The sequence below is a fragment of the Dokdonella sp. genome (genome assembly GCF_019634845.1).
In the GTDB taxonomy this organism is placed as follows: Bacteria; Pseudomonadota; Gammaproteobacteria; order Xanthomonadales; family Rhodanobacteraceae; genus Dokdonella_A.
In genome coordinates, this window is record NZ_JAHCAQ010000008.1 from 127,224 (window position 1) to 151,190 (window position 23,967).

The window sequence follows — 23,967 nt, forward strand, 5'->3', positions numbered from 1 at the left end:
CGCTACATCGTGTGGGTCGGCCGTTCCTGCCCGAGGATGCCGGCGAGGATCGATTCGATCTTGGTGCGCGCCATTTCGCCGTCGGCCGACTCGTTGAACTGCACGCCGATGCCGGCGACGCGGTTGCCCTGTGCGCCGGACGGCGTGATCCAGGCCACGCGGCCGGCCACCGGCAGGCGGTCGCCCTCGTTCATCAGCGACAGCAGCAGGAATACCTCATCGCCAATGTTGTACTGCTTGGAGGTCGGCACGAACAGGCCGCCACCGCGCACGAACGGCATGTAGGCATTGAACAGCGCGCCCTTGTCCTTGATCGCGAGCGAGAGGATGCCCTGCCGCGGAGCGCCGCCGGTGCCAGGTGTCGCCATGATCGAGCCTCAATCGGGAATCGCATCGCGCCGCGGCCAGTCACGCAGCAGATCGAGCAGCAACAGGTCGATCCGCAGGCTGGTGACCAACAGGCCGCGCGCGCGATTGGCGCGGCCAAACCAGGCCGCAAGCTTGGGGATTTCCGCCCGTGCGGTCAAGGACAGGCTCGGCTCGGCAGCGCGGCGCCGCGCCTCGTCACGAGCCAGCACGGCGGCAAACCACAGCCGCTGTGCCGGCCGGTCGGCAGCCCATTGTTCGGCCAGCTCGAGCGCGCCCTTGCGCCCGCGCGCGAGCGCGGCCAAGTCCTGCGCGCAGGACTCGAGCAGCGGCAGGCTCGCATCGCCGCACCACGCCAGTGCCAACCCCGGATTGCCTTGGCTCGCCGCCAGCGCCGCGCTCGCCTGCGTCGCGGGCAGGCCCTGCGCCACCAGCCAGTCGAGCGCCGCGGCCATGCCGGGCTCGGGCAGGTCGACGCGCTGGCAGCGGCTGCGGATCGTCGCCGGCAGGCGTGCCGCATCATCGGCGACAAGCACGATCACGGTGGCCGCTGCGGGCTCCTCGAGCGTCTTGAGCAGGCCATTGGCCGCGCTCGCGTTGAGGCGATCGGCCGGATCGATCAGCGCGAGCTGCATGCCGCCGAACTGGCTCGACAGCGCCAGCCGCTGGCTCAGCGCGCGCATCTGGTCGATCGTGATCTCACTGCGCTGCTTGCCGTCGTCGCGCAGCTCCAGGCCCACGCGCACGAGATCGGGATGCGAGCCGGCGGCGCGCAAGGTGCAGGCGCGGCAGCCGGCGCAGGCCAGACCCTGCGCATCGGGCCGCTCGCATAGCGCCGCCGCCGCCAGCGCTTCCACCAGATTGCGCTTGCCCAGCCCGGCCGGTGCGGCGAACAGCAGCGCGTGGTGCAGGCGCCGCTGCCCGAGCGCGGCCGCGAGGCTGCGCCATGCGTCGAGGTGCCACGGCGCCAGCGGGCTCATGCCGCGACTCCGGCCAGGTCGAGGAAGGCATCGAGCTGCGTCGCGGCGGCCGCGCAGACCGCGGCCAGCGGCTGGCTCGCATCGATGATGCGGAAGCGTCCCGGCTCGGCTGCGGCACGCTCGCGGTAGACCGCGCGCACGCGCTCGAAGAAGGCCGCGTCCTCGGCTTCGATGCGATCGGTGGCGCCGCGCGCGCCGGCCCGCGCCAGCCCCTGCGCGACCGGCAGGTCGAGCAGCAGGCTCAGGTCGGGCCGGATCGGCGCGACCCAGGCCTCGAGCGCGGCGATGCGCTCGATCGGTTGGCCGCGACCGCCGCCCTGATAGGCATAACTGGCGTCGGTGTAGCGGTCCGACACCACCCAGCGGCCGGCCGCGAGCGCCGGCTCGATCAGCTCGCGCACATGCTGGGCGCGCGCCGCGAACACGAGCAGCAGCTCGCTCTCGGCACGGATCCCGCGCTGCGCCGGATCGAGCACCAGTGCGCGCACCGCTTCACCGAGCGGCGTGCCGCCCGGCTCACGGGTCAGCACGACGTCGATGCCGCGCGCGGCCAGCCGCTCGCGCACCAGTGCGAGCAACGTGCTCTTGCCGGCGCCCTCGCCGCCTTCGAGCGTGATGAAGCGCCCGCGCGTGGCGGGGTCGGCAGCGACCCGCGCGGGCGCGCGATCGGGTGAGTCGATGGTCGTCATGGGCGGCGCAACTGGTATTTCTGCACGGCGCGATTGTGCGCCTCGAGCGTGGGCGAGAACTCGTGACTGCCGTCGCCACGCGCGACGAAGTAGAGCTCATCGCCAGCGGCCGGATGGGTGGCGGCCTGCAAGGCCGGCAGGCCCGGCAGCGCGATCGGCGTCGGCGGCAGGCCATCGCGCGTGTAGGTGTTCCACGGTGTGTCGGTTTCCAGGTCGCGCTTGCGGATATTGCCGTCGTAGCGTTCGCCCATGCCATAGATCACGGTCGGATCGGTCTGCAGGCGCATGCGGTACTGCAACCGGCGCAGGAACACGCCGGCGATCATCGGCCGCTCCGCCGCCACGCCGGTTTCCTTCTCGATGATCGAAGCCAGCACGAGCACCTCGTAGGGCGTGGCCAGTCCGAGCCGCGCATCGCGTCCGGCCCAGGCCTGGTCGAGTGCCTTGCGCATGGCCGCATGGGCGCGCTGCAGCAGATCGAAGTCCGACTCGCCCTTGACCCAGGCATAGGTCTCGGGCAGGAACCAGCCTTCGGGTTTGCCGTCGGCAATGTCGAGGCGCCGCGCGATGTCGGCATCGCCCAGGCCCGGCAAGGTCTGCACGAGGCCGCTTTCGGCCGCGAGCGCGACGCGCAGCTGGCGGAAACTCCAGCCATCGACGATCGTGAAATGGTGCTGCAACACCTGCCCGGCCGCCATGCGCTGCAACAGCTCGCGCGGACTCAGGCCCGGCGTCAGCGCGTACTCGCCCGCATGCAGGCGACTGCTCACGCCAAGCTCGCGGCCGAGCAGGCGCCATTGCCACTCGGGCGCCTGCGTCAGTTGCGCCTGGCGCAGCTGGCGCACCAGATCGCGATAGCCGCTGCCGCGCGGGAATTCCAGCGTGGCGCCGGCAGCGCCGCCAGCCAGCGGCGCGTCGACGAAGGCCTGGTAGTCACGCCAGGCCACGAACAGCCACGCGGCCAGCGTGGCGCCGAGCAGCAGCACGAGCACGAGCAGCACGCGCAACACGGCGCCGCCACGGATTCGCGAGGGGAACATCGGGGGATTTCGCATGAGGTGCGAGGGTACCGGCTGGGGTTGGCGAGGGATAGGGTCGGCGGGCAGCAGGCCACTCGCGGTCGTGGCCGTGTCGGCGCTCAGGATGCGGTCGTGGCCAGCCAGTCGCGCGGCGACATGCCGACGCGGGCCGCGAAGGCGCGCGACAGCGCCGACGGATTCGCATAGCCGAGCTCCGCGGCCAGCTGCTTGACCGGGCGGCCCGCGCGCAGGCGATCCTGCGCAAGCGCGATGCGCCAGTGGGCGAGGTACGCGCCGGGCGACTGCCCGACATGCGCGCGGAACGCCTGCGCGAAGGCCGTGCGCGACATGCCGGCGCGGGCGGCCATCCGCTCCAGTGTCCAGGCTTCGCCGGGCGCGTCGTGCAGCGCGACCAGCGCGCGCGCCAGACGCGGCTGCGCCAATCCACTGATGAGGCCGGCATGCACGCCGGCCTGCCGTGGGTGATCGAGCAGCCAGCGCAGCAACTGGATCACGACCACCTCGAACAGGCGGTCGGCCAGCACGCGCTGGCCACAGCGCACGCGGTCGGTCTCGGCGAACAGCAACTGCAGCGACTGCTCCAACCCCGCCACCTGGGCCAGCGGCAACGCGACCAGCGGCGGCAGCGCACGCGCCAACGGGTGCTGCGCGCCGCCTTCGAAGTCGAGCCGCGCACAGGTGAAGTCGGCGCCGTCGCTGGGCGGGTTGTGGAAACGGTGCGTGAGCGGTCGCGGATAGAACAGCAGGGTCGGCTCGTCGAAGCCCAGCGTCGCCGGCACGCCGCGCGCACCTGGATGGCTCACGCGCAGGCGACCGCGGCGCAGGACATGCAGGTAGCCATGGCCGTCGCTCGCAGCGAAGTGCACGCGGCCGCACAGCGGACCGCAATGATGCAGTTGGGCGCGCACACGGAAGCGCTCGAGGAGGCCCGAGAGACGATCGATCGAAGGCGCCGATTCCGGATGCATTGGTATCTATCTCGTACGGAAAGATCCCAATCATACATACCGTGCCTTGATACTGCCGGCCGACCCCACTGCACAGGCACGACCCGTGATGAATTCCTTGCGCTCCACGCTCGTTCTCGCCGCACTGTCGGCCACCTTCGCCGGCACCGCGGCGGGCCATGACGGCGGCCACCACGGCGGCATCGCCACCGGACCCGGCAGGTTGGTCAAGGCGCCGTTCGACATCGTCCACACGCGGATCTCGACCGCCGGCAACCTCGCCATCTTCCACATGGCCGTGTCAGGCAAGGCCGGCGCCAGCCGCCCGGCCAAATCGGGCCAGCGTGCCGGCAGCTCGGTGTTCTCCTACGTGTGGCCGACCAGCCTCGATCCGGCCGTGGTCGGCTTCGAGGCGAAGGCCGGCATCCTCGCCTTCGCGGTCACCGCGCACCCGGATTTCGACGATACGCCGCTGTTCGACGAGAACGGCGACGGCAAGCCTGACAACGACGGCGGCGTCTGGCACTCGCACTGGGTGGTGCTGCAAGCCGATGCGGCCTGTGGCGCCGACGCCCTCAAGGTGGTGGACATCCCTGCCGGCGCCAAGCCGCGCCTGCCCAAGACCTGGCCGGGGCTGCCGATCCTCATCGACAGTCCCGGCTGGGCACCGACGTTCCGCGGCGCCAGCGTCGAGGTGCGGGTTCCGTTCGACGACATCGGCATCGTGCAGGCCGGCCGCTTCGACGGCGTGACAGCTGCGCTGCGCGTCAATGCCAGCGTGCACGAACCACTGCTGTGCGTGGTCGACGTGTTCAAGGTCGCCTCGGGCGACCTGTCACTGCCGGGCAAGGTCGATCATTAGGATCGATCCAGGCCTCGCCACGGACGTCAGACGCCGAGCGCGCGCAGCAGACCGCGCGCCTTGGCACGCGTCTCGTCGAGCTCGCGCCACGGGTCGGAGTCGGCCACGATACCGGCGCCGGCCCGGAACGCGAGGTCAGGGCCGCGCATGCTCAAGCTCCGGATGAGGATGTTGAGGTCGAGGTCGCCGTTGCGGTCGAGGTAGCCGAGCGCGCCGGTATAGGCGCCGCGGCCACCGGTTTCGAGCGCGGCGATGATCTGCATGCAGCGCAGCTTCGGGCAGCCGGTGATCGTGCCGCCCGGGAACACCGCCGCGATCGCCTGCCCGGGTGTGATGTCGCGGCGCAGCCGGCCACGCACATTGGAGACGATGTGGTGCACGTGGGCGTAGCTCTCGACGCTCATGAGCTCGTCGACGACGATGCTGCCGGGCACGCAGATCCGGCCAAGATCGTTGCGCTCGAGGTCGATCAGCATGACGTGCTCGGCGCGCTCCTTGACGTGGCCGACGAGCTCGGCGATGCGGGCCGCATCGTCATCGCCGGGCTGGCGCGGCCGTGTGCCGGCGATCGGCCGTGTCTGCACGACCTCGGCGCGCACTTCGAGCAAGCGCTCGGGCGACGAGCTGATGACGGCGCCACCCGCGTACTGCAGCAGGCCCGCAAACGGCGCCGGATTGGTCGCACGCAGGGCCGCGTAGACGTCGGCTGCCACGGCCTGCTCCGCGCAGCGCGCACGCCAGCCGCGCGAGAGGTTGACCTGGAACACATCACCGGCACGCAGGTGCTCGTGCACGCGGGCGACCCCGTCGATGAATTCCTGTGGCGCATCTTCCTCGATGGCGGCGATCGCCACTGCGCGCGGCGTCCAGTCGGCGGCGGCGGCGAGATCGGCCTGCATCGCGGCGATGAGGTCGTCGCGCCCCGGTTCGGCGACCAGCATCGTGTGGCAGCGCGCGTGGTCGACGATGATCGCGGCCGGACAGCGCAGGGCCAACGCGGTCGGCAGGCAGGGCTCGAGCGCCGGCGGCAGGCACAGCCGCGGCTCGAGCTGCGCCGCCAGTTCATAGCCCAGATAGAGCAGCCAGCCGCCGTGGAACGGCAGCCGCGGCTCGGCCACATGCGTCGTGCGCGCGGCGCGCCAGCGCGAATCGAGCGCCGCCAGGAATCCGTCGGCCAGACCGGCATCGTTGCCGGCAGCGAGGCCGCCGTCGGCGGCCAGCACGAGACGCTCGCCTTCGTGCATGAGCAGCAGGTCGCGGCCTGCGCGCGCACTGCCGCGCGCCGCGCTTTCGAGCAAACCTGGGTAACGCGCGGGAAAGCGCGCCGCCAGCGCCAGCAGGTCGCGGACACCGGCGATTTCCTTGACCAGAGGGCTCATCGTTGGCTTCGCATGCGGGCGCCGGCCGGATCACGCGCGGGCCTTGCGGCGCATGACCGCAACCGCCAGCGGCGGTCGACCGGCTGCGGCTCAGAACCGGCGAAACACCAGCGTGCCGTTGGTGCCGCCAAAGCCGAACGAGTTGGACAGCACCACGTCGAGCTTGGCCTGCCGCGCCGTGTGCGGCACGAAGTCGAGGTCGCAGCCTTCACCGGGCGCATCGAGGTTGATCGTCGGCGGCACCACGTTGTCGCGCAACGCCAGCACCGAGAAGATCGCCTCGATTCCACCGGCAGCACCGAGCAGGTGGCCGGTCATCGACTTGGTCGAACTCACCATCACGCGCTCGGCATGCGCGCCGAACACGCCGCGGATGCCCTGCACCTCGGCCGCATCGCCGGCTGGCGTGGAAGTGCCGTGGGCGTTGATGTACTGCACCTGCGAGACATCGAGCTGCGCGTCCTTGAGCGCGACGGCCATGCAGCGTCCGCCGCCCTCGCCGTTTTCGCTCGGCGCGGTCATGTGCCAGGCATCACCGCTCATGCCGAAACCGACCAGTTCGCAGTAGATGCGGGCACCGCGCGCACGCGCGTGCTCGTAGTCCTCGAGGATCAGCACGCCGGCGCCGTCCGACAGCACGAAGCCATCGCGATCGCGGTCCCACGGCCGGCTGGCCCGGGTGGGCTCGTCGTTGCGCGTGGACAGCGCGCGCGCCGAGCAGAATCCGCCCATCGCGGTGCCCACGGTCGAGTACTCGGCGCCGCCGGCGACCATCACGTCGGCATCACCGTACTGGATCATGCGCATGGCCAGTCCGATGTTGTGGGTGGCGGTGGCGCAGGCGGTGACACAGGCGATGTTGGGGCCCTTGAGCCCGAGCATGATCGAGAGCTGGCCCGAGACCATGTTGATGATCGAGGCCGGCACGAAGAACGGCGAGATCTTGCGCTGGCCCGACTCGTGGTAGGTGATCGAGGTCTTCTCGATCATCCCGATGCCGCCGATGCCGGCACCGACGGCAACGCCGATGCGTTCCTCGTCATGTTCGTGCGGCTTGAGGCCGGCATCGGCCAGCGCCTGCACCGAGGCGGCGATGCCGTAGTGGATGAACGGGTCCATCTTCTTGACGTCCTTGGGCGCGATGTACTGCGCCGGGTCGAAGTCGCGGACCTCACCGGCAATGCGGGTCGGAAACGTGGACGCGTCGAAATGGGTGACCGGGCCGATGCCGCTGTGGCCGGCGAGGATGTTCGTCCATGCGGTAGCCACGTCGTTGCCGACGGGGCTGACGATGCCAAGACCGGTGACGACGACGCGACGCTTGCTCATGGGCAGACTCTTCGATTCAGACAACCAGACCGATCGCGATGCTGTCGCCGGCCGATGCGGCCTTCGATGACCGCGTCGGGGCCCTCAGCACCAGGGTGCCCGACCGTCAAGCCATGCTGCCGCCGAAGCATCGAACCGGCAACACCGCGCGCCCGGGCCAAAACAAAACTGCGCCACGAGGGCGCAGCCTTGCCACACGATCCTGCAACCGCTCAGGCCTTGACGTGAGCCTTCACGTAGTCGATCGCCTGCTGCACGGTGGTGATCTTCTCGGCTTCCTCGTCCGGAATCTCGCATTCGAATTCCTCTTCGAGCGCCATCACCAGCTCGACCGTATCGAGCGAGTCGGCGCCGAGGTCGTCGACGAACGATGCGTTGGGCGTCACCTCGTCTTCCTTCACGCCAAGCTGCTCCACGACGATCTTCTTGACGCGCTCTTCGATGCTGCTCATGTGTTGTTGTTCCTCGCGATGGGATTCTTTCAGGCGCAAACCGCCGCTGTGCACGGCACGGCTCCCCGAAGCCGCCGCATTGTAGTGGAACCCTTGCGGTGCCGCTACTTGATCGCCATGCGCCGCCGAACGGTCGGCAACACCGGCGAACGGTCGTCTACGGCATGTACATGCCGCCGTTGACGTGCAGGGTTTCGCCCGTGATGTAGGCCGCCGCGGGCGAGGCGAGAAACACCACGGCCTCGGCGATGTCGCTGGCTGCACCGAGCCGGCCGAGCGCGATCTGGCCCAGCAGTGCCTCGCGCTGCGCCTCGGGCAACGCGCGTGTCATGTCGGTGTCGATGAATCCGGGCGCGACCACGTTGACGGTGATGCCGCGCGAACCGATCTCGCGCGCCAACGACTTGGAGAAGGCGATGATGCCGGCCTTGGCGGCCGCATAGTTGGACTGCCCCGGGTTGCCGGTCAGGCCGATCACCGACGCAATCGAGATGATGCGGCCCTTGCGCGCCTTCATCATGCCGCGCATCACGGCCTTGCTGGTGCGGTAGACCGAGCTGAGGTTGGTGTCGAGGATCACCTGCCAGTCCTCGTCCTTCATGCGCATGAGCAGCTGATCGCGCGTGATGCCGGCGTTGTTGACGAGGATCGTCACCGCGCCGAACTCCTTGCCGACCGCATCGACCAGCGCCTCGACCGCCGCGCCGTCGGTGACATCGAGGACGCGACCTGCGCCGCCGTCGGCCGCCAGCCGTTCGCCGATCGCCTGGGCGCCCGCGGCGGTGGTGGCGGTGCCGATGACCGTCGCGCCGTGCGCGGCCAGTGCAGCGGCGATGGCGGCACCGATGCCGCGGCTGGCGCCCGTGACGAGCGCGATTTCACCTTGCAGGGACTTGCTCATGATCGTGACGATCCTCGAATCGTGGGAGATCCATTTCGACACCGCCCGCGGCCACGCCAGCGCAGGCCGACGGCGGCAATGTGGCAGCGCCGGCTCAGGTCGGCCAGGCCTCGAGTGCGGCCGCGAGCTCGGCCGGCGTGCCTAGCGCGCGCGCGTCGATGCTCTTGTCGATGCGCCTGGCCAGGCCGGTGAGCACCTTGCCCGGTCCGCATTCGGCCACGCGCGTCGCACCGCCCGCAACGAGTGCCTGCATGCACTGGGTCCAGCGCACCGGCAGATACAGCTGGCGCACGAGTGCATCGCGGATCGCGTCGGCGCCATCATGCACGGCGCCATCGACGTTTTGCACGATCGGGATCTGCGCGGCCTGCCAGCGGTAGGCCGCCATCGCGGCGGCGAGGCGATTGGCCGCCTCGCGCATGAGCGGCGTGTGCGAAGGCACGCTCACCGCCAGCCTGACCGCCTTGCGCACACCGCGCTCGCCCAGCAGCGCCAGCGCCGCGTCGACCGCCTGCGCGTGACCGCCGATCACGATCTGCCCCGGCGAGTTGTAATTGGCCGGCACCACGACGTGTTCGCCCGACAGTTCATGGCAGACCTGTTCGACCAGCGCGTCGTCGGCGCCAAGGATCGCCGCCATCGCGCCGGCACCGGCGGGCACGGCGTCCTGCATGGCCTGGCCACGAATGCGCACCAGATGCGCGGCATCGTGCAGCGACAGGACCTGCGCGGCGACCAGGGCGCTGTATTCGCCGAGGCTGTGGCCGGCCAGGCGCGCCGGCACGGCGCCGCCTTGCGCGCGCCACACGCGCCACACTGCAACGCTGGCGGCGAGCAGCGCGGGCTGCGTGTATTCGGTGCGATTGAGCATCGCCTCGGGCCCGCCCTGCGCCAGCGCCCACAGATCGACGCCAGCGCCATCGGAAGCCTCGACGAAGGCCTCGCGCACGCCCGCGTGCGCCTCGGCGAGTTCGGCCAGCATGCCGACGGCCTGCGAACCCTGGCCCGGGAAAACGAAGGCGAGACTCGCCGCCTGGGAACCGTGTGCTGAAGACATCGCGACCTCACTGCAAGACGACGCAAACACAATGCCGGACGACCGTGCGCGGCCAGCGTGCTCCGCGCCCGCCGCCCGCGTCGGCGCGATGCGCGGCAACACCACCGGCGCAAGGTCATGGGCCGCGTCGTGCCTGCCACGCAGGCACGCATGACGCACCCGGCGCCAGCCTAATACTTCAGCAGCGCCGACGCCCAGGTGAAGCCGCCACCGAAGGCCTCCAGCAGCAGGGTCTGGCCGCGCTGCACCTTGCCCGAACGCACCGCTTCGTCGAGCGCCAACGGCACCGAACCGGACGAGGTGTTGCCATGGCGGTCGACCGTGACGATCACGCGCTCCATCGGCAGCTTGAGGCGCCGCGCCGTGGCCTCGATGATGCGCAGGTTGGCCTGGTGCGGAATCAGCCAGTCGACATCGGACTCGTGCATGCCGGCCGCTTCCAGCGTCTCGCCGACCATGCGGTCGAGCGTCTTGACCGCGACCTTGAACACCTCGTTGCCAGTCATCATGACGCGCACGCCGGCATTGGGCTCATCGAGGCGGAAGCCAGCCGACACGCCGACCGGGTTGTACAACAGGTGCTTGTAGCCGCCATCGGCGTGCAGGCGCGTGGTGATGATGCCGGGCCCGTCCGACGCCTCCAGCACGACCGCGCCGGCGCCGTCGCCGAACAGCACGCAGGTCGAGCGATCGCCGTAGTCGAGCATGCGCGTGAGCGTTTCGGCGCCGACCACGAGTGCCTTGCGTGCCGAACCGCTGCGGATGAATTGATCGGCAACCGCCAGCGCGTACATGAAACCCGAGCAGGCGGCGTTGACGTCGAACGCGGCGCAACCGTTGGCGCCGAGGCGGTGCTGCAGCAGGCAGGCCGTGGCCGGGAAGATGAGGTCGGGCGTGGTGGTGCCGAGCACGATGAGATCGAGCTCGCTGCCCTTGACTCCGGCGGCCTCGAGCGCACGGGTGGCGGCATGGAAGGCCAGATCGCCCGTGGTCTCGCCCTCGGCGGCCATGCGCCGCTCGCGGATGCCGGTGCGACTGGCGATCCACTCGTCGCTGGTGTCGACGAGAGCCTCGAGGTCGGCGTTGGTGACGATTTTCTGCGGCAGATAGCTGCCGGTGCCGGCGATGCGCGAATGGATCAAGACCGTTCCCCTTCGGGCCAACGAACGCGCATCCGCCACGCTCGCGGGAGACAGCGATGCCGGGCGTCCTGCCACGGCCGGCACGAATGGGCCTGGATCGGCTGCCGCCGCTGGCGACAACCGGCCTGCACGAAACGGGGCGGCGCCGGGCACGGCGCCGCGTGGCGCGCAGGCGTGGTGCCGGCGCGCGAGGCTGTTGCTCAGCCTTCCTCGTGAACCGGCGTCTTGCTCTCGATGACCTTCTTGCCGCGGTAGTAGCCATCCTTGGTCACGTGGTGACGCACGTGGACCTCGCCCGAGGTCGGGTCGGTCGCGAGCTGCTTGCTGCACAGCGCGTCATGGGCGCGGCGCATGCCACGGCGGGAAGGGGTTTTGCGACTCTTGGCAACAGCCATGGTGTACTCCTGGTGCGGACGTTCCCGTCCGGCTCTTGGCGACGACCCTGGTGGCCGTCGTGTCGGGTGTCGCGGACGCCCTGTCCGCATCTGCGACGCAGCCATCCGGGCCACGCCATGAAAATCACCGGCGGCGACCGGCGCGACCGCAGTCAGCGCGCAGCGCCATCCTTCTTCAGCCCTGCCAGCACCGCGAACGGGTTGGCCCGCGGCGCCTCGGCGGCTTCGTCGGTGCTGCCGTCGACCCAGTCCAGCGCCGCGCCCGGTTGGGTTGGCACCACCGGCACGGCGAGGATCAATTCATCCTCGATCACCGCCGCCAGGTCGATCGTGCCGTGCTCGACGAGCAGCGGTTCGTATCCGGCCGGCAGCGCCGCCTCGTCGCGCTCGTCGACGATCAGGCCGAGCCTTTCGTCGATCTGCACCGGCAGCGTGAACACCTCGAGCGTGCGCTGGCACACGAGCGGCAAGCCGCAGTCCACGCGCACACCGAGATAATCCACGCCCAGCTCATCCCTGTCGAACTGCGCATGATAGCGCGCCTCGCCCGCGCTCGTCGCCAACAGTCCGCACAGGCGCGGCATGGCGATGAACGGCAGGGTTCCCTCGTAGATGCGGCGAGCCTGCACCTGGCGCGCGACATCCACGCGGTCTGGCAGGGCTGCGGACATGGGCGCGCGATGGTAGGTGGCGCGCTGCACGCTGTCAACCGCGTCTGTCGCCGCACGCCAATATGGCTACACTGCAGCCAGGCAACAGGGGGAAGTGTGCGATGCCGTACCTGCTGGCCGGCGCGCTCGCGCTGGCTGTAGCCGTGCTGCTGCTGGCGCTGCGCGAGCGCCGCCTGCGGGCACGCCGCGACCTGCTGCGGCAGGTGCTCGACCTGGCCGACTCGTTCGAGAGCCAGGTGATGCACTGCCGGGCGCAGTTGCGGGCGATGCCGACCGCCGGTACGCCGGCATCGGTGGAAGGCGTGCTCGACGCCGGCCTGCGCGACCTGCTCGCCCATCGCCTGTGGCTCAAGAACGAGGGATCACGCGCCTCGCTGCAGGCATTGACGGCTGCGCGCGATGCGCTGGCCAGTGCCCGCGAGGCGTTGCAGCCGCAGTTGCAGCGCCTCAACCAGGCGCGCGCCGATCTCGACGGCGCACGTGAACTGCTCGACGCCGCCAACCGGGCGCGCCGACCATGACGCGCCTCGTGCTGGCCTCGACCTCGCGCTACCGCCGCGAGCTGCTGGCGCGGCTCGGCCACGACTTCAGCGTCGCCGCACCGGCCAGCGACGAGTCGGCGCTGGCCGGCGAGAGTCCCGCCCGCACCGCGCTGCGGCTGGCCGAGGCCAAGGCGCGCGCGGTCACCGTCGACGAACCCGGCGCGCTCATCATCGGCAGCGACCAGCTCGCCGAGCTCGACGGCCAGGCGCTCGGCAAACCGGGCTCGATCGCGGCGGCGCGGCAGCAACTGGCGGCCTGCAGCGGCCATGTCGTCCAGTTCCATACCGCGGTCTGCGTGCTCGACACGCGCGGCGCCGCACCGCGCGCACGCAGCGCCATCGACTGCACGCGGGTGCTGTTCCGCCCGCTCGACGCCGAGGCGATCGCGCGCTACGTCGAGGCTGAGCGCCCGCTCGACTGCGCCGGCAGCTTCAAGGCCGAAGGCCTCGGCATCGCATTGTTCGACCGCATCGACAGCAGCGATCCGACCGCGCTGGTCGGCCTGCCGCTGATCGCGCTGGCGCGCCTGCTGCGCGAATGCGGCCTCGCCCTGCCCTGAAGATTGCGCGCGCACAACGGCGCGGCAACGGGCACGCAGCGCCGCTTCAGCGCAGCGGCGCGGTGGCGTCGGCGTCGGGTCCGAGGCTGCGCAGCAACAGGACGAGCCGGCGACGCGTGTCGGCATCGAGATTGTCGGGCGCGAGCACGATCCGGAATCGGCGGCGGCGGTCAACGCGCCAGTCGAGCGTGACCATGTCGCCGAGCTGACGCCAGTCGACGAGCCCGGCGAGGCGTTCACCGCCGTCGCGATCGAGCAGCACCCAGCCGGCGGCCTGGTGGGCGATGCGCCGGAACCGTGGCCGCCGCAAGCGACCGGCGGCCGTGGCCGCACCACCGAGCACCAGCATGTCGAGCGTCACGCAGGCCGGCCAGCCGAGCGCGCTGAGCCAGGGTGCAAGCGTGGCCAACGCGGTGACCAGTGCCAGCGCCGCGAACAGGCGCCGCGACGGCGCGTAGTCAAAGGCGATGGTGGGCGCGGATTTCATCGAGGATCGGCGCATACCGCGCCGGCGGCGCATGCTGGGCGATGAGCCAGTCCCACAGGTCCGGATCGGACTCCTCGAGCAGATCGGCAAAGGCCTCGCGCTGCGCTGTCGCCGCCTGCAGGTAGCGGCTCTCGAGCCACCAGCCGATCATGCGGTCGAGCTCGCGCGTGCCGCGCCGCGCGCGCCAACGCAAGCGGCCCGGGATGACCTCGGGCGCGCCGTTCATGTCCACGCGCCGAGCGGCATCGGCGCTGCCGCCGGCTGTCGCCCGCCCTGGTAGCGGCGGCAACGCATGCGACTCAACCGCGTCGCTCGACCAGCAGCTTCTTGATGTTGGCGATCGCCTTGGCCGGATTGAGGCCCTTCGGGCAGGTGCGCGTGCAGTTCATGATCGTGTGGCAGCGATAGAGCTTGAACGGGTCTTCGAGCTCGTCGAGTCGCTCGCCGGTGGCCTCGTCGCGCGAATCGACGATCCAGCGATAAGCCTGCAGCAGGATCGCCGGACCGAGGTAGCGGTCGGCGTTCCACCAGTAACTCGGGCACGCGGTCGAGCAGCAGGCGCACAGGATGCACTCGTACAGGCCATCGAGCCTGGCGCGGTCCTCGCGCGACTGCAGGCGCTCGCGGTCGGGCGGCGCCGGCGACTTGGTCTGCAGCCACGGCTTGATCGAGGCGTGCTGGGCGTAGAAATGCGTGAGGTCGGGCACGAGATCCTTGACCACCGGCATGTGCGGCAGCGGATGGATGCTGACATCGCCGGCCTTGCAGTCGTCGATCGCGGTGATGCAGGCCAGCGTGTTGGTGCCGTCGATGTTCATCGCGCAGGAACCGCAGATGCCTTCGCGGCACGAACGGCGCAGGGTCAGCGTCGCATCAATCTCGTTCTTGATCTTGAGCAGCGCGTCGAGAACCATCGGCCCGCACGTCGCCAGGTCGACCTCGTAGGTGTCCATGCGCGGGTTGTCGCTGGTGTCCGGATCCCAGCGGTAGATGCGGAACGTGCGCGTGCGCTTGGCTCCCTCGCTGGCCGGAAAATGCTTGCCGGGCTGGATCCTGGAGTTTCTGGGGAGGGAAAATTCGGCCATGGCGTTGCACCGGTGATCTGGGATGGGAAATCGGGAATGGGGTCTGGCTCGTGCGGCGGCAGCCGCTGTATCGACTGCCGCCGCCCATTTCCCGGCATTCAGTACACGCGCTTCTTCGGCGGCACCGTCTCGACGTCGCTGGTCAGCGTGTTGGTGTGCACCGGACGGTAATCGAAGCTGCACTTGCCGTTGGCATCGACGCTGACGAGGGTGTGCTTCATCCAGTTCACGTCGTCACGCTCGGGATAGTCCTCGCGCGCGTGCGCGCCGCGACTCTCGTGGCGCTGCTCGGCCGAGTGGATCGTCGCCACGGCGTTGTACAGCAGGTTGTTGAGCTCGTAGGTCTCGATGAGGTCGGAGTTCCACACCAGCGAGCGGTCCGCCACCCGCACGTCGGCGAACGAGGCGAACACCTTGTCCATCTTGGCGCAGCCTTCCTGCAGCGTCTTCTCGGTGCGGAACACGGCGGCGTCGGCCTGCATCGTGCGCTGCATGTCGAGACGGATCTGCGCCGTCGGCAGCGAACCCTTGGCATTGCGCAGGCCGTCGAGCCGCGTCAGCGCCTCGTCGCAGGCCGAAGCCGGCAGCGGCTTGTGCGGCGTGTCGGGCTTGATCGTCTCGGCACAGCGCTGCGCCACCGCGCGACCGAACACGACGAGGTCCAGCAGCGAGTTCGAACCCAGGCGATTGCCGCCATGCACCGACACGCAGGCGGCCTCGCCGATCGAGTACAGGCCCTCGACGATGCGGTCGGGATCGTCACCGACCTTGCGCACGACTTCGCCGTGGTAGTTGGTCGGAATGCCGCCCATGTTGTAGTGCACGGTCGGCAGCACCGGAATCGGCTGCTTGGTCACGTCGACACCGGCGAAGATGCGCGCCGACTCGGAAATGCCGGGCAGCTTCTCGTGCAGCGTGTCGGCGCCCAGGTGCTGCAGGTTGAGGAAGATGTGGTCATGGTGTTCGCCGACGCCGCGACCTTCGCGGATTTCGATCGTCATCGCGCGGCTGACCACGTCGCGCGATGCGAGATCCTTGGCGTTGGGCGCATAGCGCTCCATGAAGCGCTCGCCCTTGGAATTGGTCAGGAAGCCGCCCTCGCCGCGCACCCCCTCGGTGATGAGGCAGCCGGCGCCATAGATGCCGGTGGGGTGGAACTGCACGAATTCCATGTCCTGCAGCGGCAGGCCGGCGCGCAGCACGAGGCCACCGCCATCGCCCGTGCAGGTATGGGCCGAGGTGCAACTGAAATAGGCGCGCCCATAGCCGCCGGTGGCGATCACGACACCGTGGGCGCGGAACAGGTGCAAGGTGCCTTCGTTGAGGTCGAGCGCGAGCACGCCGCGGCAGGCACCGTCCTGGTCGAAGATGAGGTCGAGCGCAAAGTACTCGATGTAGAACTGCGCGTGGTGCTTGAGCGCCTGCTGGTAGAGCGTGTGCAGGATCGCGTGACCGGTGCGGTCCGCCGCCGCACAGGTGCGCTGCGCCACGCCTTTGCCGTAATCGGTGGTCATGCCCCCGAACGGGCGCTGGTAGATGCGTCCTTCCTCGGTGCGCGAGAACGGCACGCCAAAGTGCTCGAGCTCGATGACCGCCGCCGGCGCGTGCTTGCACATGTACTCGATCGCATCCTGGTCACCGAGCCAGTCGCCACCCTTGACCGTGTCATAGAAGTGGAAGCGCCAGTCGTCGTGGCCCATGTTGCCGAGCGCGGCCGAGATGCCACCCTGCGCCGCCACCGTGTGCGAGCGGGTCGGGAATACCTTGGTCACGCAGGCGGTCGACAGCCCGGTTGCGGCCAGTCCCATCGTCGCGCGCAGGCCGGCGCCGCCGGCGCCCACCACGACGATGTCGTACTTGTGTTCCTGGATCTTGTAAGCGGTACCGGCCATGTCAACGTCCCAGCGCAATTCGGAGTACGGCAAGCACGCCGGCAGCGGCGCCGAGGATGCACAGCAGTCGGATCGCCACCTGCAGCACGAGCTGCCAGCCGTGGCTGTGCACGTAGTCTTCGATCACCACCTGCAGGCCGAGCTGCGCATGCCAGAACACGGCGATCACGAACAGGGCCATCAGCAGCGCGTTGCAGGGTTCGGCCAGCAGCGCATGCGCGCCGGCATAGTCCAGACCCGGCAGCCGCAGCACGAGCCAGACGAACCACAGGCCGAGCAGCAGCAGCGCGACGGCGGTGATGCGCTGGACCAGGAAATGATGCACGCCGTGCTTGGCCGAGCCGAGCGCGAGCGCGGTCTTGAGCGGTGTACGCAACGCGGTCATGCCCCACCCCACTTGAGCCAGGCGCACAGCCACAGCAGCGCGGTCAGCACGACGCTGCCGATGCTGACGAGGAAGCCGTTGCGCACGAACTGGGCGATCGCAAAACCCCAGCCCACGTCCTGCAACAGGTGGCGCACGCCATTGAGCAGGTGATACGACAGCGCCCAGCTCCAACCGACCAGCAGCAGCAGACCGATCCAGGACCGCGCGAAGGCGGCCAGTCCGCTCCACGCCTCGGGCCCCGCCGCCAGCGCCAGCAGCATCGCCAGCAGCAGCAGGGTCCCGGCCGCGAGCGCGATGCCGGTCGCGCGATGCAGGATGGAGGTCACCATCTGCACCTGCCAGCGGTAGATCTGGATATGCGGTGAAAGCGGTCGCGCGTTCGCTGACATGGCTGGCCCTGGCTCGCGTTGTCGTGGTTCGGCCGGCGCGCTGCGCCCAGCATCAGAAGTCGATGCAGCGGCCGTTCTTTTCCCAATCCCCATAGCGCACCGGATCAAGGCCCTCGCGACCGCCCTGCTCGACAGGCGGCTGCGGCGCAGGCACCGGCGTCGCTGGGCCGGATGGCGGCAACGGCTCGGGTGCGGGCGTGATCGACGAGGACTTGGACATGATGCAGTGCGCCGTGAAGGTTAAACCTTGCGCCACGATCCGACAACCTCGCAGCGGACAAGCCTTGCGCACCGCGCATTGCACATCGATCACTGCGGCCATGGCCGGCTGCTAAGATGCGCGGCATCCCAGACCAGCCCTGCATCGATGGCCTCCGCACTCGCCGCGGCGGCGCTGCTGCGCCTCGCCGGCGCCGACGCGATCGCCTTTGCCCACGCCCAGTTCAGCAGCGACATCAAGGCGCTCGCGCCGGGCGATTGCGGCTGCGGTGCATGGCTCGACGCGCAAGGCCGCGTGCAGGCCGTGTTCGTGGCCTTGCGCAGCGATGCCAACAGCCTGCTGCTGTGGCTGCCACGCGGCGATGCCGCGGCGCTGGCGAGCGCTGTTGGCCGCTATCGCTTGCGCAGCAGGGTGCAGATCGACGTCGTGCCCGGCTGGCAGGTGCTGGCAGCGCCGCCGGCCACGACTGCGCCGCCGTTCGGTCGATGGCTCGCCCACGCCGACGGTTGCCTGCTGCGCCCGGCGCCGACGGCCCAGCGCGGCCTGCTGCTGGCGCCGGCGGCACTGCCGATCGACGCCGCCGCGGCGCTGGAGTGGCAGCGCGAGGACCTATGCGCCCGGCTGCCGTGGCTCGAGACCGCCGTGGCGGGCCGCTTCGTGCCACAGGCGCTCGAACTGGAGCGCATCGGCGCACTCAGTTTCGACAAGGGCTGTTACCCCGGGCAGGAGATCGCCGCCCGGCTGCATTTCCGCGGCGGCAACAAGCGTGGTCTGCGTGCCGTCGTGACCGGCACGCTGGCGCCGCCGCCCGGCACCACGCTGTCCGATGCCGATGGTCAACGCATCGGTGAGGTGCTGTATGCGGTGCCGGCACAGGGCGGGCAGCCGGCAGCGGCGCTGGTGGTGGCCGAACTCGCCGCTCCCGCCGCCGCGGACGACACCGCCGGGAGCGCCTGAGGGCGGCTGCGACCACACGCCGCAGAAGCGCTATCCCATTGAATGACAAAGAAACGCACACTTACCCGCCGCTGAACGCGAAACGCCCGGCACGCGACAAGCCCGGCTCCAGTCCGTATTCTCCGCACCCAGCCCTGCTCAGTCAGGGCTTTTTTGTGCGCCACCGAAGCGCACGCGACCGGTTCCGCTTGCGGGGCCGGCAACCAGTGCCGGGACTCGACCCCGGCAGCGACCAGACGTCGGAGCGACTGCCGGGGTGGCAGACGCCGCCGACGTGGCGCCTGGAATGCGACGAACGGTCGCGCAGGCACCAGGTTTTCAAACACCGATGGTGAATCGCCGTGCGCCAAGGCGCAGGGTCGTGACGCGCGCAGCGCGCCAAGGCAAGGCGGTTGGCCATCCCTGGATGAACCAAGGAGCACGATGACCATTTCCTTTCTGCTTTGGCTTGCCACGATCCTGCCGCAACCGGCGGCCGATCAGGTCTGCCTGGCCACGACCGTCTATCTGGAAGCGCGCAGCGAATCGCAGGTCGGCCAGATGGCCGTGGCCGAGGTTGCCATGCGCCGGCGCGAGCACGGGCGCTGGGGCAATACCGTATGCGACGTGGTGCGCGCGCCAGGCCAGTTTGCGCTGACCACCACCAATCCGCGGTACGCGCTGCGCAATCCGCGGGCCTGGGCCGCGGCCTGGGCCGTGGCCGGCCACGCCATCCACATGTGGTCACTGCCGATCGACCGGCGCCGCCTGGTGGTGCCCGATGCCGACCATTTCGTGCTGGCCGAGTCGACCACACCCGCCTGGATCAAGGGCGCCGCGGCCACCACGATCGGCGCACACAACTTCTACCACATCAACTGAATCCGGCCGGCGCCCGGGCGGCGATCAGCGCCGCCGCCCGTGCCGGCCGATGACGCCGGCGCCCCGCGCGATCAGCGCAGGCGCAACAGCCGGTTGTCACGGATCATCACCCGGTCACCCGGACGCAGGTTGTCGTGATGCCACTGAGTGACGGTGGCCCAGCGACCATCGTCGAGCCGTACCGTGAACCGCCAAGCCGGGCGGCCGCCATAGTCGCTGGAATCGCGCTCGACCTGGTTGCCGATCGCGCCACCGACGACCGCGCCGGCGACCGTCGCCGCAGTACGTCCGTCGCCCTTGCCGATCGTGCTGCCGAGCACGCCGCCGATGATCGCGCCGAGCACCGCCCCGCCACCGCTGGTGGCGTTGTCGCGCACGTAGACCTGGGCCACCTCGCGGACCACGCCGCAGCGCGAGCAGTCGAACTGGGCCCGACGCTGGTAGTAGTCATCGTCGTAGTAGCGGGCCCGCGGCGGTGTCGCCGCGCAGCCAGCCAGGGTCAAGCCAAGCACACCCGCAAATACCGCTGCCGGAACCTTGCCGCTCATGTCGTCGACCTCTGGGTGGAGTGACAGCCATCGTGACCGCAAGCGCCTAAAGAGCTCGTGAACGGCACCTTGGCTTGAGGCATGATGCGCGCCTCGCACCCACGCACGGTACCCGCCGATGCCGATTCCCGCATCCGCCGCCGAACTGCTCGACATCGACGCCCAAGCGGCCGCGGCACGCCTGGCCACGTTGGCTGACGGCGAGGCCGCCGCCCTGTTGCGTCAGTTGCCGCCCGGCCGCGCGGTGGCGATCCTCGACCGCGTCGGCGCCGAGCGTCGCGCGCGCCTCAGCGCGGTGGCGACCGGCGCCGACGCCTGGCTGCTCGGCCAGAACTGGCCCGAGGGCAGCGTGGGCCGCCTGCTCGAACCGGCACCGGCCACATTCGGCGCCGACGCCACCGTGGCCGAGGTCATCGAGCGCCTGCGTCCGGTCGTCTCGCATACGCTCGTCACCTACGTGTTCGTCGTCGACGCGCGGCAACACCTGCTTGGCGTGGTCGCGTTCCGCGAACTGGCCTTCGCCCGCGCCACCCAGCGCCTGGCCGAAATCATGCTGGCGCAACCGTTCGCGCTGCAGCCCGAAACCAGCATCATCGCGGCGATGCGCGAAGTGGTGCATCGCCACTATCCCGTGTACCCCGTGTGCAACGCGCAGGGCGAACTGCTCGGACTCGTCCGCGGCGCCGTGCTGTTCGAGGAGCAGGCCTTCGAGATCAGCGCCCAGCTCGGCGCCACGGTCGGTATCGAGAAGGAAGAGCGGCTCGGCACGGCGTGGACGCGCAGCCTGCGCCTGCGCAATCCGTGGCTGCAACTCAATTTGCTGACCGGCTTCATCACTGCCAGCGTGGTCGGTTCGTTCCAGGACACCATCGATCACGTGGTCCTGCTCGCGGTGTTCCTGCCCGTGATCTCCGACCAGTGCAACAACACCGGCTGCCAGGCGCTTGCCGTCACGCTGCGCGGACTCACCTTCGGCGAACTCAAGCGCGGTCGCGGCCTCGCCCTGATGGCCAAGGAAGCCTGGCTCGGCTTCCTCAATGGCGTGCTCACCGGTGCCGTCGCGGCGCTGGCCATGTTCGGACTGGCCAGCTACCAGCACAACCCGCAGCCACTGACCCTGGCCGGAATCACGTTCACCGCGCTGGCCGGCGCCTCGGTGCTCGCCGGCGTGGTCGGCAGCGGCGTGCCGCAGATCCTCAAGCGCCTCGGCGCCGATCCTGCCACCGCATCGAGCATCTTCCTGACCAAGGCCACCGACATCACGAGCCTGGGGCTGTTCCTGGGCCTGGCAACCTGGTTGCTCGGGCGCTGAACGCGGCGGCGCAGCGCGTGACCGCGGCCATCACCGCGCGCTAGGCTCGTGCCGATGACTGTCCGTGTCTACCGTTTCGGCGATTGCCGCATCGACCTGTCGGCACGCGAGCTGTGCCGCGCCGGCGAAGTGGCGTCGCTGTCGCCCAAGGTATTCGACTGCATCGCCTACCTGATCGAACATCATGAGCGCGCGGTCGGGCGCGACGAACTCATCGCCGCCGTGTGGGGCCGTGCCGAGGTCAGTGACACCTTGCTCGGGCAGACCGTACTCAAGGCGCGACGGGCCGTCGGCGACGATGGCAACGAACAGCGCGCGATCCGCACCATCCCGCGATTCGGCTACCGCTGGATTGCGCCGCTCACGGCAGCCAGCGCGCCGATCGCACCGACATCGGCCGCAACGGCGCTCGCGGCGCAACCCACTGCGCCGGAGCCTGCCGGCGATGCCGCCGACACCGCGCTGCCCGTGCATGTGCCGACGCCGGCGCCGAAATCCGCACCGTCAGGGCCGCGCCGGCACGCGGCAGGGCTGATCGTCGCCGGCGCACTGCTGCTGGCCCTGGCCACACTGCTGTGGTGGCAACTGCGACCGGCCGCGTCCGATGTACCGGCGGCCGCCGCGCCCAGCGCGGGCGGCAGCCTGCCGACGCTCGCCGTGCTGCCGGTCGAAGTGGGCAGCGCGCCGCAGGACTGGACCTGGCTGCGACTGGGTCTCATGGATCTGATCGCCAACCACCTGCGTCACGCGGGTCTCATCGTGGTGCCGAGCGACAACGTGGTCGCGCTCGCCCATCGCGACGACTCCGCCGCGACCGGCGCGGCGGTCGGTGCCGCCACCGGCGCCCACCTGATCGTGGTGCCGAGCGTGTCGCGCCGTGACGGCCAGTGGAACGTGCGCCTGTTGCTGCAGCGTGACACCACCACCGTCCACGAGGTGCAGGCCCAGGCAGCCGACGCGATCGTTGCCGCACGTCGCGCGAGCGACCGCCTGCTGGCTCAGCTGGACCGGCAGCCGACCGGCACCGAGGCAGCTGACCTGCCCCTCGACGAATTGCTCTCGCGCGCCGACGCGGCGCTGTTCACCGATGATCTCGACGGCGCCCGCAACCTGCTCGAGCAGGCGCCGCCGGCACTGCGCGAGCGCCCTGAACTGCGCCTGCGCCTGGCACAGATCGCGTTTCGTGGCGGCCACTTCGAGGATGCCGCAACGCGCCTGCAGGCGCTGCTGCACGAGGTCGGCGCCGAAGCCGAGCCCGTGCTGCGCGGTCGCATCCTCAACGGGATCGGCGCCACCGCCGTGCGCCAGAACCAGCTCGCGGTGGCAGGGCGCGCGTTTGCCGAAGCCGTGACGCTGCTGGAGACGCGCCAACAGCCGGCAGCGCTCGGCCAGGCCTACATGGGTCTAGCCATCAGCGCCGCCGCGCAAGGCGACTACGGCGCCGCGCAAGGCAACTTCTCGCGCGCCCGCGTTGCGCTCGAACTGGCCGGCGACGGCCTGGCCCTGGCCCGCGTCGAGGAAAACGAAGGCATCATGCTCGCCAAGCGCGGCCACCTCGCCGAAGCGCTCGCCGCACACGAAACCGCCGCCCGCAGCTTCGAGCGCTTCGGCGCCCTGAACGAGCTCGTCGACACCCTCGGCAACGCCGCCGGCACCCAGCTCGCACTGCTGCAGCCGAGCGCCGCCCTGGCCACCGTGCAACGTGCATTGCCGCTGCTGGAGCGGCTGGAAAACCGCAACGCCCGGCATGGCCTGCAGGTTGAACAGGTCGCCGCGCTGATCCAGAACGGACAACTGGGCCAGGCGCAGGCGTTGCTGACGCAACTGTTCGGCGAAATCGGGCGCGGCGGCGACCCGATCACGCCGCGGCTGCAACTGGAGCAGGCGCGGCTCGACTTCGATCGCGGCAATTACGCCGATGCCGCCCAGCTTGCCCAGTCCGCCAGCGACGCCTTCGACGATGCCGACTCGCGCCTCGAACGCAGCTGGAGCTGGTTGCTGCTGACGCAGGCCCTGCGTGCGCAGCAGCGTGACGGCGAGGCCGACCAACAGACAGCGCGGTTCGCGGCCTGGGCCAGCGTCGATGCGCAGCCGCCGATGCAGGAGTTTGCCGAGCTCGCCCGTGCCGAACAGGCCTGGGCCCTGCATGACCTGCCGGCGGCGCACAAGGCCTACGAGGCCGCGCTGGCCAGCGCTGCGCAGCACGACATGCCCGCCGCCACCGCGCGCATCGTGGTCTCGTACGGCAATCGCCTGCTCGCCACCGGCGAGCTCGACCGGGCCGGCAGCGTGGTCGGCCAGGTCGCGCGCTGGGCTGGCCAGGACTTCCGCTGCGCCCTGCTGCAACTGCGCTACTACCACGCGCTCGGCGAGACCGATGCATGGCGCAGCGCGCTGGCACGGGTCCAGGCACTGGCCGGCGAGCGCGCAATTGCGCTGCAACTGCTGCAGCCGCCGGCAGCCGCGCGCAAGCCGATCGGCCGACCCTGAGCCAGACGCGGCCGCCGCGGCGCCGC

General features: G+C 70.2%; 28 protein-coding genes. 7 read left to right on the forward strand and 21 right to left on the reverse strand.

Translation table 11 applies throughout. The annotated features are described in order from the left end of the window. Positions 1-2: 2 nt before the first annotated feature. The 5 genes from KF903_RS07720 to KF903_RS07740 form a co-directional block, all read right to left on the reverse strand. Entirely contained in the window at positions 3-368 is a 366-nt protein-coding gene (locus KF903_RS07720) for a PilZ domain-containing protein (RefSeq protein ID WP_291213304.1), read from the reverse strand. Positions 369-377: 9 nt separating this feature from the next. Next, positions 378-1,346: a DNA polymerase III subunit delta' gene (gene holB, locus KF903_RS07725; RefSeq protein WP_291213307.1), complete on the reverse strand. Its 969-nt coding sequence runs from the start codon at positions 1,344-1,346 to the stop codon at positions 378-380. Further along, positions 1,343-2,035 (reverse strand): dTMP kinase, encoded by a 693-nt coding sequence (gene tmk / locus KF903_RS07730; protein WP_291213309.1) that lies wholly within the window; start codon positions 2,033-2,035, stop codon positions 1,343-1,345. The genes holB and tmk overlap by 4 nt, the downstream gene beginning before the upstream one ends. Further along, complete coding sequence (gene mltG, locus KF903_RS07735; RefSeq protein ID WP_291213312.1) at positions 2,032-3,075, reverse strand: endolytic transglycosylase MltG; 1,044 nt, start codon at positions 3,073-3,075, stop codon at positions 2,032-2,034. The genes tmk and mltG overlap by 4 nt, the downstream gene beginning before the upstream one ends. A 98-nt stretch (positions 3,076-3,173) precedes the next feature. Further along, on the reverse strand, positions 3,174-4,043 hold the full coding sequence (locus tag KF903_RS07740; RefSeq protein ID WP_291213315.1) for an AraC family transcriptional regulator: 870 nt from the start codon (positions 4,041-4,043) through the stop codon (positions 3,174-3,176). Positions 4,044-4,131: 88 nt separating this feature from the next. Here KF903_RS07740 and KF903_RS07745 point away from each other — a divergent pair, with 88 nt between their 5' ends. Next, positions 4,132-4,884, forward strand: coding sequence for a hypothetical protein (locus KF903_RS07745; protein WP_291213318.1), 753 nt, complete (start codon positions 4,132-4,134; stop codon positions 4,882-4,884). Positions 4,885-4,910: 26 nt separating this feature from the next. Here KF903_RS07745 and KF903_RS07750 read toward each other — a convergent pair whose 3' ends face one another. The 8 genes from KF903_RS07750 to KF903_RS07785 all read right to left on the reverse strand — a co-directional run bounded on the left by KF903_RS07750 (position 4,911) and on the right by KF903_RS07785 (position 12,210). Beyond that, positions 4,911-6,263: an aminodeoxychorismate synthase component I gene (locus KF903_RS07750; protein ID WP_291213320.1), complete on the reverse strand. Its 1,353-nt coding sequence runs from the start codon at positions 6,261-6,263 to the stop codon at positions 4,911-4,913. Between the two features lie 90 nt (positions 6,264-6,353). Continuing rightward, entirely contained in the window at positions 6,354-7,592 is a 1,239-nt protein-coding gene (gene fabF / locus KF903_RS07755) for a beta-ketoacyl-ACP synthase II (RefSeq protein WP_291213323.1), read from the reverse strand. A 212-nt stretch (positions 7,593-7,804) separates the two neighbouring features. Continuing rightward, complete coding sequence (acpP, locus tag KF903_RS07760; protein WP_291213325.1) at positions 7,805-8,044, reverse strand: acyl carrier protein; 240 nt, start codon at positions 8,042-8,044, stop codon at positions 7,805-7,807. Positions 8,045-8,201: 157 nt separating this feature from the next. Further along, entirely contained in the window at positions 8,202-8,945 is a 744-nt protein-coding gene (gene fabG / locus KF903_RS07765) for a 3-oxoacyl-ACP reductase FabG (protein WP_291213326.1), read from the reverse strand. Positions 8,946-9,039: 94 nt separating this feature from the next. Beyond that, positions 9,040-10,002: an ACP S-malonyltransferase gene (fabD, locus tag KF903_RS07770; RefSeq protein WP_291213328.1), complete on the reverse strand. Its 963-nt coding sequence runs from the start codon at positions 10,000-10,002 to the stop codon at positions 9,040-9,042. Positions 10,003-10,172: 170 nt separating this feature from the next. After that, the gene (locus KF903_RS07775) at positions 10,173-11,165 is read right to left on the reverse strand and encodes a beta-ketoacyl-ACP synthase III (protein ID WP_291213330.1); all 993 of its coding nucleotides are present in this window, start codon (positions 11,163-11,165) and stop codon (positions 10,173-10,175) included. 179 nt (positions 11,166-11,344) lie between these two features. Then, on the reverse strand, positions 11,345-11,539 hold the full coding sequence (rpmF, locus tag KF903_RS07780) for a 50S ribosomal protein L32 (RefSeq protein WP_291213332.1): 195 nt from the start codon (positions 11,537-11,539) through the stop codon (positions 11,345-11,347). A gap of 152 nt (positions 11,540-11,691) precedes the next feature. Next, a complete protein-coding gene (locus tag KF903_RS07785) occupies positions 11,692-12,210 on the reverse strand; it encodes a YceD family protein (RefSeq protein WP_291213334.1) in 519 nt (172 codons plus the stop codon). 101 nt (positions 12,211-12,311) lie between these two features. On the opposite strand from KF903_RS07785, the gene KF903_RS07790 reads away from it, so the two are divergent. Beyond that, the gene (locus KF903_RS07790) at positions 12,312-12,731 is read left to right on the forward strand and encodes a hypothetical protein (RefSeq protein ID WP_291213336.1); all 420 of its coding nucleotides are present in this window, start codon (positions 12,312-12,314) and stop codon (positions 12,729-12,731) included. Beyond that, positions 12,728-13,312, forward strand: coding sequence for a Maf family nucleotide pyrophosphatase (locus KF903_RS07795; protein WP_291213338.1), 585 nt, complete (start codon positions 12,728-12,730; stop codon positions 13,310-13,312). The genes KF903_RS07790 and KF903_RS07795 overlap by 4 nt, the downstream gene beginning before the upstream one ends. Positions 13,313-13,358: 46 nt before the next feature. Here the strand turns inward: KF903_RS07795 and KF903_RS07800 are convergent, their stop codons facing one another. The 7 genes from KF903_RS07800 to KF903_RS07830 form a co-directional block, all read right to left on the reverse strand. Then, positions 13,359-13,799 carry a hypothetical protein gene (locus KF903_RS07800; RefSeq protein WP_291213340.1) on the reverse strand — a complete coding sequence of 147 codons (441 nt, stop codon included), beginning with the start codon at positions 13,797-13,799 and terminating at the stop codon, positions 13,359-13,361. Then, entirely contained in the window at positions 13,771-14,025 is a 255-nt protein-coding gene (locus KF903_RS07805) for a succinate dehydrogenase assembly factor 2 (protein WP_291213342.1), read from the reverse strand. Before KF903_RS07805 ends, KF903_RS07800 begins: the two co-directional genes overlap by 29 nt. Before the next feature lie 73 nt (positions 14,026-14,098). Then, positions 14,099-14,884, reverse strand: coding sequence for a succinate dehydrogenase iron-sulfur subunit (locus KF903_RS07810; RefSeq protein WP_291213344.1), 786 nt, complete (start codon positions 14,882-14,884; stop codon positions 14,099-14,101). A 98-nt stretch (positions 14,885-14,982) separates the two neighbouring features. Continuing rightward, on the reverse strand, positions 14,983-16,776 hold the full coding sequence (sdhA, locus tag KF903_RS07815) for a succinate dehydrogenase flavoprotein subunit (protein WP_291213346.1): 1,794 nt from the start codon (positions 16,774-16,776) through the stop codon (positions 14,983-14,985). A 1-nt stretch (position 16,777) separates the two neighbouring features. Further along, positions 16,778-17,161, reverse strand: a complete 384-nt coding sequence (gene sdhD, locus KF903_RS07820; protein WP_291213348.1) for a succinate dehydrogenase, hydrophobic membrane anchor protein — start codon at positions 17,159-17,161, stop codon at positions 16,778-16,780. After that, on the reverse strand, positions 17,158-17,553 hold the full coding sequence (gene sdhC, locus KF903_RS07825; RefSeq protein WP_291213350.1) for a succinate dehydrogenase, cytochrome b556 subunit: 396 nt from the start codon (positions 17,551-17,553) through the stop codon (positions 17,158-17,160). Before sdhC ends, sdhD begins: the two co-directional genes overlap by 4 nt. Before the next feature lie 52 nt (positions 17,554-17,605). Further along, positions 17,606-17,875 (reverse strand): DUF1674 domain-containing protein, encoded by a 270-nt coding sequence (locus KF903_RS07830; protein ID WP_291213352.1) that lies wholly within the window; start codon positions 17,873-17,875, stop codon positions 17,606-17,608. 45 nt (positions 17,876-17,920) lie between these two features. Here KF903_RS07830 and KF903_RS07835 point away from each other — a divergent pair, with 45 nt between their 5' ends. Both KF903_RS07835 and KF903_RS07840 read left to right on the forward strand, forming a co-directional pair. Next, on the forward strand, positions 17,921-18,730 hold the full coding sequence (locus tag KF903_RS07835) for a folate-binding protein (RefSeq protein ID WP_291213354.1): 810 nt from the start codon (positions 17,921-17,923) through the stop codon (positions 18,728-18,730). Positions 18,731-19,153: 423 nt separating this feature from the next. Further along, entirely contained in the window at positions 19,154-19,591 is a 438-nt protein-coding gene (locus KF903_RS07840) for a cell wall hydrolase (RefSeq protein WP_291213356.1), read from the forward strand. A 71-nt stretch (positions 19,592-19,662) separates the two neighbouring features. Here the strand turns inward: KF903_RS07840 and KF903_RS07845 are convergent, their stop codons facing one another. Further along, on the reverse strand, positions 19,663-20,139 hold the full coding sequence (locus KF903_RS07845; protein WP_291213358.1) for a glycine zipper 2TM domain-containing protein: 477 nt from the start codon (positions 20,137-20,139) through the stop codon (positions 19,663-19,665). A 118-nt stretch (positions 20,140-20,257) separates the two neighbouring features. On the opposite strand from KF903_RS07845, the gene KF903_RS07850 reads away from it, so the two are divergent. Both KF903_RS07850 and KF903_RS07855 read left to right on the forward strand, forming a co-directional pair. Further along, a complete protein-coding gene (locus KF903_RS07850; RefSeq protein ID WP_291213360.1) occupies positions 20,258-21,451 on the forward strand; it encodes a magnesium transporter in 1,194 nt (397 codons plus the stop codon). Positions 21,452-21,505: 54 nt separating this feature from the next. Next, the gene (locus tag KF903_RS07855) at positions 21,506-23,941 is read left to right on the forward strand and encodes a winged helix-turn-helix domain-containing protein (protein WP_291213362.1); all 2,436 of its coding nucleotides are present in this window, start codon (positions 21,506-21,508) and stop codon (positions 23,939-23,941) included. The last annotated feature ends 26 nt before the right edge of the window (positions 23,942-23,967 follow it).

Coding starts and splice junctions, on each gene's coding strand:
- KF903_RS07720 (WP_291213304.1), bottom strand. CDS start 368: ATGGCGACACCTGGCACCGGCGGCGCTCCGCGGCAGGGCATCCTCTCG.
- holB (WP_291213307.1), bottom strand. CDS start 1,346: ATGAGCCCGCTGGCGCCGTGGCACCTCGACGCATGGCGCAGCCTCGCG.
- tmk (WP_291213309.1), bottom strand. CDS start 2,035: ATGACGACCATCGACTCACCCGATCGCGCGCCCGCGCGGGTCGCTGCC.
- mltG (WP_291213312.1), bottom strand. CDS start 3,075: ATGTTCCCCTCGCGAATCCGTGGCGGCGCCGTGTTGCGCGTGCTGCTC.
- KF903_RS07740 (WP_291213315.1), bottom strand. CDS start 4,043: ATGCATCCGGAATCGGCGCCTTCGATCGATCGTCTCTCGGGCCTCCTC.
- KF903_RS07745 (WP_291213318.1), top strand. CDS start 4,132: ATGAATTCCTTGCGCTCCACGCTCGTTCTCGCCGCACTGTCGGCCACC.
- KF903_RS07750 (WP_291213320.1), bottom strand. CDS start 6,263: ATGAGCCCTCTGGTCAAGGAAATCGCCGGTGTCCGCGACCTGCTGGCG.
- fabF (WP_291213323.1), bottom strand. CDS start 7,592: ATGAGCAAGCGTCGCGTCGTCGTCACCGGTCTTGGCATCGTCAGCCCC.
- acpP (WP_291213325.1), bottom strand. CDS start 8,044: ATGAGCAGCATCGAAGAGCGCGTCAAGAAGATCGTCGTGGAGCAGCTT.
- fabG (WP_291213326.1), bottom strand. CDS start 8,945: ATGAGCAAGTCCCTGCAAGGTGAAATCGCGCTCGTCACGGGCGCCAGC.
- fabD (WP_291213328.1), bottom strand. CDS start 10,002: ATGTCTTCAGCACACGGTTCCCAGGCGGCGAGTCTCGCCTTCGTTTTC.
- rpmF (WP_291213332.1), bottom strand. CDS start 11,539: ATGGCTGTTGCCAAGAGTCGCAAAACCCCTTCCCGCCGTGGCATGCGC.
- KF903_RS07785 (WP_291213334.1), bottom strand. CDS start 12,210: ATGTCCGCAGCCCTGCCAGACCGCGTGGATGTCGCGCGCCAGGTGCAG.
- KF903_RS07790 (WP_291213336.1), top strand. CDS start 12,312: ATGCCGTACCTGCTGGCCGGCGCGCTCGCGCTGGCTGTAGCCGTGCTG.
- KF903_RS07795 (WP_291213338.1), top strand. CDS start 12,728: ATGACGCGCCTCGTGCTGGCCTCGACCTCGCGCTACCGCCGCGAGCTG.
- KF903_RS07800 (WP_291213340.1), bottom strand. CDS start 13,799: ATGAAATCCGCGCCCACCATCGCCTTTGACTACGCGCCGTCGCGGCGC.
- KF903_RS07805 (WP_291213342.1), bottom strand. CDS start 14,025: ATGAACGGCGCGCCCGAGGTCATCCCGGGCCGCTTGCGTTGGCGCGCG.
- KF903_RS07810 (WP_291213344.1), bottom strand. CDS start 14,884: ATGGCCGAATTTTCCCTCCCCAGAAACTCCAGGATCCAGCCCGGCAAG.
- sdhA (WP_291213346.1), bottom strand. CDS start 16,776: ATGGCCGGTACCGCTTACAAGATCCAGGAACACAAGTACGACATCGTC.
- sdhD (WP_291213348.1), bottom strand. CDS start 17,161: ATGACCGCGTTGCGTACACCGCTCAAGACCGCGCTCGCGCTCGGCTCG.
- sdhC (WP_291213350.1), bottom strand. CDS start 17,553: ATGTCAGCGAACGCGCGACCGCTTTCACCGCATATCCAGATCTACCGC.
- KF903_RS07830 (WP_291213352.1), bottom strand. CDS start 17,875: ATGGCCGCAGTGATCGATGTGCAATGCGCGGTGCGCAAGGCTTGTCCG.
- KF903_RS07835 (WP_291213354.1), top strand. CDS start 17,921: ATGGCCTCCGCACTCGCCGCGGCGGCGCTGCTGCGCCTCGCCGGCGCC.
- KF903_RS07840 (WP_291213356.1), top strand. CDS start 19,154: ATGACCATTTCCTTTCTGCTTTGGCTTGCCACGATCCTGCCGCAACCG.
- KF903_RS07845 (WP_291213358.1), bottom strand. CDS start 20,139: ATGAGCGGCAAGGTTCCGGCAGCGGTATTTGCGGGTGTGCTTGGCTTG.
- KF903_RS07850 (WP_291213360.1), top strand. CDS start 20,258: ATGCCGATTCCCGCATCCGCCGCCGAACTGCTCGACATCGACGCCCAA.
- KF903_RS07855 (WP_291213362.1), top strand. CDS start 21,506: ATGACTGTCCGTGTCTACCGTTTCGGCGATTGCCGCATCGACCTGTCG.